Annotated in this window: 14 protein-coding genes; all 14 read left to right on the forward strand. The window is 31.4% G+C overall.

Annotated features, from left to right (window positions below; translation table 11 throughout):
• The first annotated feature begins 53 nt into the window (after positions 1 to 53).
• The 14 genes from BC961_RS04930 (at position 54) to atpG (ending at position 13167) form a co-directional block, all read left to right on the forward strand.
• Positions 54 to 365 (forward strand): GIY-YIG nuclease family protein, encoded by a 312-nt coding sequence (locus BC961_RS04930; RefSeq protein ID WP_121924749.1) that lies wholly within the window; start codon positions 54 to 56, stop codon positions 363 to 365.
• Between the two features lie 126 nt (positions 366 to 491).
• Positions 492 to 1154, forward strand: coding sequence for a hypothetical protein (locus BC961_RS04935; RefSeq protein WP_121924750.1), 663 nt, complete (start codon positions 492 to 494; stop codon positions 1152 to 1154).
• A 75-nt stretch (positions 1155 to 1229) separates the two neighbouring features.
• On the forward strand, positions 1230 to 1865 hold the full coding sequence (locus BC961_RS04940) for a hypothetical protein (RefSeq protein ID WP_245980810.1): 636 nt from the start codon (positions 1230 to 1232) through the stop codon (positions 1863 to 1865).
• Positions 1866 to 1912: 47 nt separating this feature from the next.
• Positions 1913 to 3376 (forward strand): DUF5687 family protein, encoded by a 1464-nt coding sequence (locus BC961_RS04945; protein WP_121924752.1) that lies wholly within the window; start codon positions 1913 to 1915, stop codon positions 3374 to 3376.
• Positions 3377 to 3420: 44 nt separating this feature from the next.
• The gene (locus BC961_RS04950; RefSeq protein WP_121924753.1) at positions 3421 to 4116 is read left to right on the forward strand and encodes an ABC transporter ATP-binding protein; all 696 of its coding nucleotides are present in this window, start codon (positions 3421 to 3423) and stop codon (positions 4114 to 4116) included.
• Positions 4117 to 4410: 294 nt separating this feature from the next.
• Positions 4411 to 7002, forward strand: a complete 2592-nt coding sequence (porW, locus tag BC961_RS04955; protein WP_449404206.1) for a type IX secretion system periplasmic lipoprotein PorW/SprE — start codon at positions 4411 to 4413, stop codon at positions 7000 to 7002.
• Positions 7003 to 7004: 2 nt separating this feature from the next.
• Entirely contained in the window at positions 7005 to 7394 is a 390-nt protein-coding gene (locus tag BC961_RS04960) for a bactofilin family protein (protein ID WP_121924755.1), read from the forward strand.
• Positions 7381 to 7605, forward strand: a complete 225-nt coding sequence (locus BC961_RS04965; protein ID WP_121924756.1) for an AtpZ/AtpI family protein — start codon at positions 7381 to 7383, stop codon at positions 7603 to 7605. Before BC961_RS04960 ends, BC961_RS04965 begins: the two co-directional genes overlap by 14 nt.
• Positions 7606 to 8120: 515 nt before the next feature.
• A complete protein-coding gene (gene atpB, locus BC961_RS04975) occupies positions 8121 to 9263 on the forward strand; it encodes a F0F1 ATP synthase subunit A (RefSeq protein ID WP_121924758.1) in 1143 nt (380 codons plus the stop codon).
• Between the two features lie 40 nt (positions 9264 to 9303).
• Positions 9304 to 9504, forward strand: coding sequence for an ATP synthase F0 subunit C (gene atpE / locus BC961_RS04980; protein ID WP_031453874.1), 201 nt, complete (start codon positions 9304 to 9306; stop codon positions 9502 to 9504).
• Positions 9505 to 9586: 82 nt separating this feature from the next.
• Positions 9587 to 10078 (forward strand): F0F1 ATP synthase subunit B, encoded by a 492-nt coding sequence (locus tag BC961_RS04985; RefSeq protein ID WP_121924759.1) that lies wholly within the window; start codon positions 9587 to 9589, stop codon positions 10076 to 10078.
• A gap of 4 nt (positions 10079 to 10082) precedes the next feature.
• Positions 10083 to 10616: an ATP synthase F1 subunit delta gene (gene atpH, locus BC961_RS04990; RefSeq protein WP_121924760.1), complete on the forward strand. Its 534-nt coding sequence runs from the start codon at positions 10083 to 10085 to the stop codon at positions 10614 to 10616.
• A gap of 38 nt (positions 10617 to 10654) precedes the next feature.
• A complete protein-coding gene (atpA, locus tag BC961_RS04995) occupies positions 10655 to 12232 on the forward strand; it encodes a F0F1 ATP synthase subunit alpha (protein ID WP_121924761.1) in 1578 nt (525 codons plus the stop codon).
• Positions 12233 to 12306: 74 nt separating this feature from the next.
• Positions 12307 to 13167: an ATP synthase F1 subunit gamma gene (atpG, locus tag BC961_RS05000; RefSeq protein WP_121924762.1), complete on the forward strand. Its 861-nt coding sequence runs from the start codon at positions 12307 to 12309 to the stop codon at positions 13165 to 13167.
• The last annotated feature ends 414 nt before the right edge of the window (positions 13168 to 13581 follow it).

Raw genomic sequence — 13581 nt, forward strand, 5'->3', positions numbered from 1 at the left:
GCTGAGGAACGAAGCATCTACACAAAATATGAAATCATCTTTAAAGCAAAAAAATTATAGAATTTCAGGAAGGACACCATACTTATTACGTTTATATTCTGACCAATAAAGCAAAAACGGTTTTGTACACTGGAGTTACTAATAATTTAAAAATTAGACTAAAGCAGCACAAAGACTCCTTGAATCCGAATTCGTTTACAGCTAAATATAACGTTCATCATTTATTGTATTTCGAAAAATTTACATGGATACAAATAGCAATTGCTAAAGAAAAAGAAATTAAGGGATGGAGGAAAGACAAGAAAATCACACTAATAAAAACAATTAATCCTGACCTGAATTTTCTTAATGACTTGTTTGAATAGTAGGGAAGAGATGCTTCGTTCCTCAGCATGACAAATAAGGTAGAAAATTGTATTTACTGAAATGTAATTTCAAAAGAATACTTTAAAAAACTAAAAAATAACATTACTTATTTTAGATTTTATAAAATGAAACTAACCAAAGACCAAATCCAATTAATAAATGAGTCCTTAATTTCAAAGGATGTCATTTATGAAGATGTAAAACTAGAATTAATTGATCATATTGCTTCAGAGATTGAATTAGAAGAAGAATCTACTTTTGAAGAAGCCTTTGCAAAGAGTTTAAAAAAGTGGGAATCACTGTTGAAACAAACAAAAAGTTTTGGATGGGGAATTATTGGGCCAAAAATAATTGTCGACCGATATGTTGCTGCGGCATCAAAAATTTATAAATCGAGTTTATTTTCAACTCTTTTTTTTAGTATTTTGATAACAACGATCACAATAATGTATCCACAGGAATACGTTTATACTATTTTGAAATCCTTTTTATCGTCAGTATATATTTTATCTTGTGTGGCAATACTAACCATTATGTTTTTTGTTTGGAAATTAAAATCAAAAACGGTTTATGGATTCTTTTTTCTAAAAAGTTCCTGTTTGTTACCTAATAATTTTTATATGATTTACACACTTTTAAATGGAAATTATCGCCATTATCACAGAGGCAGTTTGTTTAGCAATTTTATGGAGTGGTCTATTACTAATTTTTTCTTTTTTATAAGTGTTTATTTAATTGCGCTTGCAGCAGAGCATTTCAGAATGGTAAAAAAATACAAACTAATCTAAAACATTAAACTATCCATTTCACAAATAGAACAACTTTTCACTTTTACTCGACAACATTATGTGGAGTATTATGATTTGCAATCAGAACTAGTGGATCATTTAGCCAATTCAATTGAAGAACAATGGCAGGAAAAACCCAACCGTTCTTTTGAAGAAGCTTTGAATATTGAATTCAAGAAGTTTGGCGTTTTTGGTTTTATGGATGTTGTGGAAAAAAGACAAGTAGTACTTGGAAAAAAATACAACGGTTTGGTTTGGCAACATTTTAAAGATTTTTTTGGTGTCCCAAAAATTATCTTGACAATAGCAATGACTTTATTGCTTTTTACTTTTATAAAATTAAGTTTTTTTAAAGAATGGATTCTAGTTGGTTTTTATATCCTCTTATTAGGCTTTACATTTTATGAAATGTTTAAAAACCGAAAAACGAGAAAGGAAAGAAAGAAATTAAATGAGAAAAAGTGGCTGTTCGAAGAAATTATCAATCAGTACGGCACTTTTTCTGCAACAATAATACTGCCTATCAATTTGTTAGTTCAATTAATCAATCATGGCGATAACTTCTTAAATAACGATTATTGGATATTAGGAATTAGTTTTCTTTTTGTATTATTTAGTTTGGTACTTATTATCGTATTCAAAATTATTCCGTCTAAAATTTGTATCTATTTAGAAGCGACATATCCTGAATATAAATTTGAAAAACTGTAACATTTTTCGAATTTAACTACATACTACACAACCAAAATAACCAAACTATGATTCAAAAATTCCTTTATCTCGAATGGAAAGCTTTTTTTAGATCGGCTTCCTTCGCTACCAACTTAGCTTTGAAAATCCTAATTGGTTTTCTTGCCGCCTATTTTATCTTACTATTTTTAGGGATGGGTATTGGGGTTTTCTATTTCTTAAAGAAAATGAATATGGACCCAATCACAACAGTGAATAAATTCATGATTTATTACGTAGTAATGGATTTACTCGTTCGAATATTGGTGCAGAAAATTCCAGTAATGAACATTCGTCCCATGCTAATTTTTCCTATAAAAAAATCTACGATTGTTCATTTTTCTCTGGGAAAAACAATTTTATCATTCTTTAACTTAGTTCATGGTTTTTTCTTACTTCCATTCAGTATTGTTTTAATGATCGAAGGATATGATGTTGTACATGTACTATTATGGTATACTGGTGTTTACTCTTTGCTATATATCAACAACTTTATTAATATTATACTCAGTAATAAAGATAATTTATTTGGAATTTTCTTAGTAATCACAACTGCATTAGCGGGTTTACAGTATTATGGATTATTTAATATTACGGATTATATAGCGCCTCCATTTGATGCTATTTTCAACACGTATTGGGCTTTTGCAATTCCAGTTATCGCTTTAATAGTTTTGTATTACTTCACTTTTATCTATTTTAAAAATAACTTATATCTAGATTCAGGACTTACAAATAAGCATGATGTTGCTAAAACAGAAAATTTAACTTGGTTGAACCAATTTGGAACTATAGGAACATTTTTGAAAAATGACATCAAATTAATAAAAAGGAACAAAAGATCGAAGACAACCGTCGGTTTAAGTGTTATGTTTCTTTTTTATGGACTTCTGTTTTTCTCCACCACTGCTTTTTATGGACCAGTGATGCACATTTTTGGAGGAATCTTTGTTTCTGGAGGATTTCTAATCACTTTTGGACAATTTGTACCAAGTTGGGATAGTGCCTATTACCAATTAATGATGACACAAAATATTCCTTATAAAGAATATTTGAGTTCTAAATGGTGGTTGATGGTTATTGCAACTATACTAACCACTATTGTTGCGTCATTTTATCTTTATTTTGGTTGGGAAACGTATTTAGTCATTATTGTAGGTGCTATTTACAACATTGGCGTTAATTCACATTTAGTTTTATTAGGTGGAGCATATACTAAAACACCAATTGATCTGAGTTCTGGAAAAGGCGCTTTTGGAGATAAAAAAGCATTTAATATCAAAACCATGCTAATCTCTGTTCCACAATTAGGTTTGCCTGTTTTACTCTATTGGTTAGGTTTAAAATATGCCAATCCTAACGTAGCATTAGCGTTAGTGGCTGGTGCAGGAGTAATTGGTTTTGCATTAAAAAACAAAGCTTTCTCTCTAATTGAAAGAGTATATAAATCAGAGAAATACGCAACTATCGCCGCTTATAAACAAAAAGGATAACGGAATTATTCATCAAACGATTCATCAAATTAATTTTTTATAAAATGATACAAGTAAACAATCTTTCAAAAACATATAACGGAACAACCGTACTAAAAATAGATTCTTTAGAAATTAAAAAAGGCGAAAGCTTTGGTCTTGTAGGAAATAATGGAGCAGGAAAAACTACTTTTTTCAGCCTTTTATTGGATTTAATCCAACCTTCAACAGGTCATGTCATAAACAACGGAGTTGAGGTAAATACTAGTGAAGCTTGGAAACCATTCACGGCTTCTTTTCTAGATGAGAGCTTTTTAATAGGATACTTGACTCCTGAAGAATACTTTTACTTCATAGGTGACTTGCGTGGACAAAACAAAGCTGATGTAGATGCTTTACTAGCAAAACATGAAGAATTTTTTAATGGAGAAATTCTTAAAAACAAAAAATATTTACGTGACTTGTCAAAAGGGAATCAGAAAAAAGTTGGTATTATCGCAACATTAATTGGAAATCCAGAGGTAATTATTCTTGACGAACCTTTTGCGAATTTAGATCCAACGACTCAATTTAGATTAAAAAAAATCATTAAAGATCTTGCTGACAATCCAGAAATTACCGTTTTAGTTTCGAGTCATGACTTGATGCATACTGTTGAAGTCAGTAATAGAATTGTTGCGATGCATAAAGGCGAAGTGGTAAAAGATATCCAAACTTCTGCAGAAACATTAAAAGAACTAGAATCCTTTTTTGCAGTTTAAAATAATTTAAACTTCAGTTAGAATTTTTTTAAGAGAAGAGATTAGATTTTCCATATTACATTGAAACATTTTTTCAAAAACTAATCCTATTTTTAAGTCAGTAGTGGAATAAAAAATAAAATTAATAGTACTTTGATTTCAAGCGCTTGTTTTGCAATTAAATTACTATAATTTTCACGATGTCAAAAAGAAATGTATTTTTACCACTGCATATACTAAATAGTATATTTAATAGTTAATTGATAAAAACGTTTTCCATTGAAAATCAATATAATTAAGCCGTTACTTTTCTCTTTGTCTTTCACTTTTTTCGTAGCCTGTTCTACTAAAAAACATACTTTTATGGCAAGAAGTTCACACGCACTTAGCACAAAATATAATATTTTATATAACGGTGGAGTAGGACTCGAAAAAGGAGTTCAAAATATTAATTCTAGTACTGATGATGATTTCTGGGAACTTCTACCTCCAGAAAAAATGCTAATTAAAGATGAATTAGTCAGCAATAATAAAGCAAGTAACGCAGAGTTTGAATTGGCTGAAGCCAAAGCGACCAAAGCCATTCAAAAGCACTCAATGAACATTGGTGGCAGAGAAAAAAATAGCCAAATCGACGAAGCTTATCTTATGCTTGGAAAAGCAAGGTATTTTGATCAGCGTTTTGTTCCAGCTTTAGATGCGTTTAATTACATTTTATACAAATATCCCAACAGTAGTAAAATTTACGAAGCTAAAATATGGCGAGAAAAAACGAATATGCGTTTAGGTAACGACGCATTAGTAATAAAAAATATAACTAAATTATTAGAAGATCAAAAGGTTACAAATCAAGTTTTTGCTGATGCTAATGCACTTTTAACTGCTTCTTTTTTAAGTTTAGAACAAAAAGATAGCGCTGTTGCAAAATTGAAATTAGCAATTGATTTCACTAAAATAAATCAAGAGAAAGCACGTTATCGCTTTATTCTTGGCCAGTTGTATCAAGAATTAGGATACAAAGACAGTGCAGTTCCATCGTATGAATCCGTTATCAAAATGAATAGAAAAGCGGAGCGAAAATTTGTAATTCAAGCTCACGTTAAAAAAGCAGAATTATTCGATTATCAAAATGGTGATTTTGATTCATTTGAAAACACATTTGACAAATTGATAAAGGATAGAGAAAATCGTCCGTACAAAGATTTAATATTTCATCAGTATGGCGTTTTTTATGACAAGCAAAATAATCAGAAAGATGCAATCGATTTTTATAATTCTTCCTTAAAATCAAATTCAACAAATTCGTATTTGGTTGCATCAAATTATAGAAATCTAGGTAATATGTACTTTAGAGATGCCGCGTATCCTGAAGCGGCTAAATATTATGATAGTACATTAGTAAAGCTTAATAATAAATCGAGAGAATTTCTTAAAATTCAAAAAATTAGAAATAATCTTGATGAGGTTATTTTATATGAAGGTCTTGCAAAAAGGAACGATAGTATTTTGAATGTCGTAGCATTAAGCCCATCTGACCGAACAGCTTATTTTGAAAATTACATTACTAAACTTCAAAAACAAGATGAAGCGAAGCGACTACAAGAAGAAAAGAACAAAGAAATACAAGATAATATAGCACGTAATAGTTCGTCAACTGTAATTGATCCTATTACAGCAACTGATCCTACAAGGCCTGCTAGAAAACTGGCAATGGCACCACCATCCATGGGCGCTCCTGCTGCTCCTACAGGTGCTAGTACATTTTATTTCTATAACCCAACTACCTTAGCTTTTGGAAAATTAGAGTTTAAAAAAATATGGGGAGATCGAGCTTTAGATGGTTATTGGAGAATTTCATCATCTGTTGCGAATACTATCAGCACTAACGATTTAAATAATCAAATTAATTCTACTGACAAGGACATTACTTCAAATGAAGTTTTGGAACAATACACTACTGACTTTTATTTGAAGCAAATTCCAACTGCAACTGTTGAAATTGACAGTATAAGTAAAGAACGTAATTTTGCTAATTATCAATTAGGAATTATTTACAAGGAGAAATTTAAGGAAAATCGTTTAGCGATTGCAAAACTTGAGCAACTATTAAATAGTAATCCTGAGGAAAAATTAGTACTGCCTGCAATGTATAATTTATATAAATTATATGAAATCACAGATACAAGCAAAGCGGTAGCGATGAAAAACAAGATCGCAGTTCAGTATCCAAACTCTCGTTACGCAGAAATTATTAGTAACTCTAATAGTACTGCGGCTTCAAACTTTGAGTCAGCAGAAAGTATTTATAATAAATGGTTTAAGCTGTATCAGCAAGAGCAATTTGAATTAGTTTTAGATAATTCTGATCAGCTAATCACTCAGTTTTCTGGAGATGAAATGGTTAGTAAATTTGAATTATTGAGAGCTAATACCATTGGTAAGCTAAAAGGATTGACAGCTTATAAAAATGCTTTGCAAACTGTTGCTGATAACTATCCAAATAGTGAAGAGGGTAAGAGTGCACAAAGCATTATTAATGATCAGATTCCACTTTTAGAAAAAATGGATTTTGTAAAAACGGATTCAAATAGTTGGAAAATTTTATATCGCGTAGGATCACGTGAAGATAAAAACACGAAAGCTTTAGAAGATAAAATCAAAAAATTTATAGCAAGCGAAAATCTGCAAAAATTATATTACTCGTATGATATTTATACGAATAAGGAAAACTTTATTACTATACACGGTATAAAGTCAAAGATTTATGCAGATGATATTACCTTAGTTTTGAAAGATAATTCGAAATATAAAGTCACCGATCCTGCGATTGTAATTTCAGGCGAAAACTATAAAGTTATCCAAATTAAGAAAAATCTTGAAACGTATTTAGTAGCAGAAAAACAATAACTATGTTTGATAAAAAGTCAAAATCATACACGGAACTTTTAGGAAAAACGAATAGAATTGTAGAAGGTACAACGATAACGGGTGATATTATTTCAGAAGCTGATTTTAGATTGGATGGTAATTTGATTGGTAATTTTCAATCGCGCGGAAAGATAGTTATTGGTCCTGCTGGAAGTGTAACAGGAGATATTACTTGTAAAAATGCTGATATTGAAGGCAAATTTAGCGGTAAGATGCAAATCACCGAAGTTTTAAATGTAAAATCAAAAGCTAGTATACATGGAGAAGTAAGCGTAGGAAAGCTTTCTGTAGAACCAGGAGCTGACTTTAGTGCTTCTTGTGTAATGAATAATATTGTAAAAAAACAGACGCTTCCTGATGCAGAAAAATAGCAATCCGAAACAATCTAATAAATGGTTAGTGATGATGAATATTCCTTTTCAAATGGGAGTGATCATTTTTTGTTTTACCTATTTAGGAATGTGGCTTGATGAAAAATATACGAGCTCTTCAGTATTTACCATAATACTATCATTATTAGCTGTTTTTATTGGATTATACAATGTAATAAGACAGGTAAAAAATTTAAATAAAGACGATTAATGCGACAATTTTATAAATTCTTAACGATAATTATTCCTTTTTCTATTGTATTATTTTTCATACAATATTACATAATTAGCTCATTTTTTGAAAATATTACTTTTTTTTATTCGACATGGAGTATTTACCTTTTCCATCTTATTATTACTCTATTAAGCTATAGTTTTCTTCTTTTTGTTAATAAAACATTTGCTGATAAAACGGGTTTTGCCTTTATGGGATTTAGCCTAATTAAAATGATGGCGTCAATAGTTTTTCTTATTCCTTTGATTCAATCAGACCTTACAAGCCAAATTCCTGATGTTAGTGCATTTTTTATTCCTTATTTTCTATTCTTATTCTTCGAAACCCTTTTTGCGGTTCGTTTAATAAATAAACAATAAGGAGTATGTGTTAATAGCAGTATTTAATTTGAATATAATGGGTAAAAACAAAATGATATATTTTCAGTTGTAAATAAATTATGTACCTTTGCAAAAAATTTTGAAACGTAAAATTAGACACACAATTTAATAATGGTATTTTCAAATAAACATGTTCAGTTCTTATTAGTTGCCTTAGTAGCCAGTATTCCTTATTTTGGATTTGCAAATCCTGTGGTTGATAGTCTTTCTATTGCAAATGAAGCAGTTGTTGAGCATCAAGCAGAGGCAGCTCCCGTAAAGAAACCATTTGATGCAACGGAATTAATTAATTCTCATATTGGTGATTCACATGAATTTCATATTGCAGACTGGGGCGGACATCCAGTTTCATTTTATCTACCAGTAATTTTGTGGACCAATACTGGTTTAGAAATTTTCTCTTCGGAGAGATTTCACCACGACAATGAAGCAAAACATGCGATTGACGTCAATGGTCACAAATTAGTTCGTTCAAATGAAGTTATTTATTACGCAGACAAATTTGACAAATTGACTGTAGAGGAAAGAAAAAATGGAGCATTTGAATTTGATGCAAGACCGTTGAACTTTTCGATTACTAAGAATGTTTTTTCAATGTTCATGTCAGCTATCATAATGTTTTTATTGTTTTTAGCTGTAGCAAGATCGTACAAGAAAAATCAATTAGCACCTAAAGGTATCGCTGGATTTCTTGAGCCTTTAGTAACATTTGTTAGAGATGATATTGCTAGACCAAATATTGGAGAGAAAAAATACGAAAAATACATGCCGTATTTATTGACTATCTTTTTCTTCATCTGGATTAACAACCTTATCGGTTTGATTCCTTTTTTTCCATTTAGCTCAAACTTGACTGGAAATATATACTTTACTTTTGTAATGGCGTTGATTACGTTTATCATTACAACATTGAGTGGAAATAAAGATTATTGGGGGCACATTTTCAATACGCCTGGAGTTCCTTTTTGGTTAGCACCAATTATGATTCCTGTAGAATTAATTGGAATGTTAACAAAACCTTTCGCATTGATGATTCGTTTATTTGCTAACATTACAGCAGGACACATCATTATTTTAAGTTTAGTTTCATTAATCTTTATATTTGAAACAGTAGCGGTTTCTCCTATTTCTGGAGCGTTTGTTTTATTTATGAGTGTATTAGAAATGTTAGTTGCAGCATTACAAGCTTATGTCTTTACGTTGTTATCAGCATTGTTTATTGGTCAAGCCGTTGCAGAGCATGATCATCATTAATCAGAGTTTTATTAATTATTAACTATATAAATTTATTATTATGGTATTAGCTGGAATCGGAGCTGGATTAGCAGTAATTGGAGCAGGTCTTGGAATTGGAAAAATTGGTGGATCTGCTATGGATGCAATTGCTCGTCAGCCAGAAGCTGCTGGAAAAATCCAAACTGCTATGATTATCGCTGCTGCACTTATTGAAGGTGTTGCGCTTTTCGCAGTAGTTGTTGCTTTAATTGCAAAGTAATTAAAAATTAAAATTTCCTGTAGCGGTTGGCTGCAGGAAGTTTTTCTTTCTAAAACAAAAAAATTATTTTAAATATATACATATGAATTTTACAGCACCGGAGAGTTTAATTTTTTGGACAACGATCATTTTCTTTGTTTTCTTTCTACTTTTGAGAAAATTTGCTTGGAAACCAATTTTGGGAGCCGTAAAAGGTCGTGAAGAATCTATAAATAATGCTTTGGCTTCCGCCGAATCAGCGCGTAGAGAAATGCAGAATTTAACTGCAGACAATGAACGCATTTTACAAGAAGCTAGAATGGAGCGTGACAACATGCTTAAAGAAGCGCGTGAAATGAAAGAGAAGATGGTTGCTGATTCTAAGAAAGAAGCACAAATTCAAGGAGAGAGAATGATTTCACAAGCAAAAATTGCTATTGAAGCAGAGAAAAATGCAGCTATGGCTGAATTGAAATCTCAAGTTTCAACGTTATCATTGAGTATCGCAGAAAAATTATTGAAAGACGAATTATCTAATAAAGAAGCTCAAGCTAAATTGATTGAGAATATGTTAGGTGACGTAAAATTAAACTAAAATTATGTCAGGAACTAGAGCAGCAATTCGTTATGCAAAAGCATTCATAGATTTAGCTATTTCTGCAGGAAATGAGCAGGAAGTCTATAAAGATATGGCTTTGATTTCTTCAACAATAACTGGAAATGAGGAATTGAATAGCTTTATTCAAAACCCTACCATTTCTGTTGGTGTTAAAGAAAGTGCTTTGACTGAAGTTTTCGCAAGTACAACTAAATTGACTAAAAGTCTTTTCCATTTGTTATTCGAAAACAAAAGATTTGAAATTTTAGAAGATATCGTTTCTCAGTACGTTCTTTTATCAGATGAGATGAATGGCTTTGAAGTAGTAAAAGTAACTACGGCAATAGCAATGGATTCTGCATTAGAAGCGAAAGTTTCTGAAAAAATAAAAGAATTTTCAAATAAGAAAATTACAATAGTAAATACTATAGACCCTGCTATCATAGGAGGTTTTATTTTAAGAATTGGTGACAAGGAGTATAATGCTTCTATTGCTAATAGATTACAAGTATTAAAAAGAGAGTTAAGTAACTAGTTTTATCGCACTTTAGAGTGTCTAAATTATAAATTAAGATGGCGGAAATCAAACCTGCTGAAATATCAGCAATATTAAGAAAGCAAGTAGAAGGTTTTGAATCTGGCGCTACGCTAGAGGAAGTAGGAACAGTACTTCAAGTTGGAGATGGTATTGCTCGTATTTACGGGCTTTCAAATGTTCAATACGGTGAATTAGTAGAATTCGAAAATGGTCTTGAGGCTATTGTTTTGAATCTTGAAGAGGATAACGTTGGTGTGGTACTTTTAGGACCATCAACTGGTATCAAAGAAGGATCAACTGCAAAAAGAACACAACGTATCGCTTCTCTTAAAGTAGGAGAACAAATGGTAGGACGTGTAGTTAACACTCTTGGTTTTCCTATTGATGGAAAAGGACCAATAGGTGGAGACTTATACGAAATGCCATTAGAAAGAAAAGCTCCTGGAGTTATCTTCCGTCAACCAGTTACTGAGCCATTACAAACAGGTATTAAAGCAGTAGATGCTATGATCCCAGTAGGTAGAGGTCAACGTGAGTTAGTTATTGGTGACCGTCAAACAGGTAAATCAACTGTTTGTCTTGATACCATCTTAAATCAAAAAGAATTTTACGACGCTGGAAAACCAGTGTTTTGTATATATGTTGCAATTGGGCAAAAAGCATCAACTGTAGCAGGAATTGCTAAAATGTTAGAAGAAAAAGGAGCAATGGCTTACACCATTATTGTTGCTGCTAATGCTTCTGATCCAGCTCCAATGCAAGTATATGCTCCTATGGCAGGTGCTGCAATTGGTGAGTATTTTAGAGATTCAGGTCGTCCAGCTTTAATTGTTTATGATGATTTATCTAAACAAGCTGTTGCTTACCGTGAGGTTTCTCTTTTATTAAGAAGACCACCGGGACGTGAGGCATATCCAGGAGACGTTTTTTACTTACACAGTCGTTTATTAGAGCGTGCTTGTAAAGTAATTGCTGATGATGGAATTGCTAGAAACATGAATGATTTACCAGATTCATTGAAATCAATTGTAAAAGGTGGTGGTTCATTAACTGCTTTACCAATTATTGAAACTCAAGCTGGTGACGTATCTGCATATATCCCAACAAACGTAATTTCGATTACTGATGGTCAAATTTTCCTTGATGGAGATTTGTTTAACTCAGGAGTTCGTCCAGCGATTAACGTAGGTATTTCGGTATCACGTGTTGGAGGAAATGCACAAATTAAATCAATGAAAAAAGTAGCAGGTACATTGAAACTAGATCAAGCACAATTCCGTGAATTGGAAGCGTTTGCTAAATTTGGTTCTGACCTTGATGCGGTTACATTGAACGTAATTGAGAAAGGAAAAAGAAACGTTGAAATCTTGAAACAAGGTTTGAATGATCCTTATACTGTTGAAGACCAAGTTGCAATTATTTATGCTGGTTCAAAAAACTTGTTAAGAAATGTTCCTGTGAACAAAGTAAGAGAATTTGAGAAAGATTTCTTAGAATTCTTAAACAACAAACACAGAGCAACTCTTGACGCTTTGAAAGCAGGAAAATTAACAGACGAAATTACAGATGTAATCGAGTCAGTAGCAAAAGAATTATCAGCAAAATATAACTAATACAAGTGATTAGTGATTAGTAATTAGTGAAGAGCTAATTACTAATCACTATTTACTAATTACTAAAAATACAAATGGCAAATTTAAAGGAAATCCGTAATAGAATTACTTCCGTTTCATCAACGATGCAAATTACATCGGCAATGAAAATGGTTTCTGCAGCAAAGCTAAAGAAAGCACAAGATGCAATCACAGCGATGCGCCCTTATGCCGAAAAATTAACGGAGTTACTGCAAAATCTTTCTGACACTCTTGAAGGAGGTGCTGGTGGTGAGTTTACAGAACAACGTGAGATCAAAAAAGTTTTACTTGTTGTAGTTACTTCTAATAGAGGTTTAGCTGGTGCTTTTAATACTAATGCAATTAAAGAAGCTAAAAGCCGTGCAGTTTACTATGCAGGGAAGCAAGTTGATATTTTTGCAATAGGTAAAAAAGGAAATGACGTTTTAGGTAAAACGCTTAACGTTGTTGCTAATGAAAGTCCTGTTTTTGATGCTTTATCTTTTGATAATGTTGCTAAAATTGCTGATGTATTAACTGAGAAATTCGTTTCTGGTGAATATGATAAAATTGAGTTGATTTATAACCAATTTAAAAATGCTGCTACACAGATTGTTCAAACAGAACAGTTTTTGCCGCTAGCTCCAATTAAATCAGATTTAAACGTTACTCCAAGTGATTATATCTTCGAACCTTCAAAAGAAGAGATTGTATTGACATTGATTCCTAAATCTTTGAAAACACAATTGTATAAAGGAATTCGTGATTCATTTGCATCAGAGCACGGAGCACGTATGACCGCAATGCATAAAGCTACTGATAATGCAACTGAATTAAGAGACCAATTGAAATTAACATACAACAAAGCGCGTCAAGCAGCTATTACGAACGAGATTTTAGAAATCGTTGGTGGAGCGGAAGCTTTGAATGGATAAGAAAAATTTTTAATTTTTCAAATCTTAAAATTGCGAAGCTTTGAATGGATAAGAAAAATTTTTAATTTTTCAAATCTTAAAAATTCGAAGCTTTGAATGGATAAGAAAAATTTTTAATTTTTCAAATCTTAAAATTGCGCAGCTTTGAATGGATAAGAAAATTTTTAATTTTTATAAAAATTATCTTCTAAATAGATAAAAAAAAACGACTGAATGTAAATTCAGTCGTTTTTTTTTGTCTTATATAATAAATCCTTTTTTGTAATCTGGTTAATTTCTCACTATTTCTAAACTTGTTAATTTGTCTGTAATCTTCGAAAAACAGCTTAATTTAATGCGTTTTACTGCATTATTCATGCAATTAGATAAATAAGATGCAGAATAAATTATTTCATTTTAAATTTTGTGTATATT

Source organism: Flavobacterium weaverense, from assembly GCF_003688495.1.
Classification (GTDB): domain Bacteria; phylum Bacteroidota; class Bacteroidia; order Flavobacteriales; family Flavobacteriaceae; genus Flavobacterium; species Flavobacterium weaverense.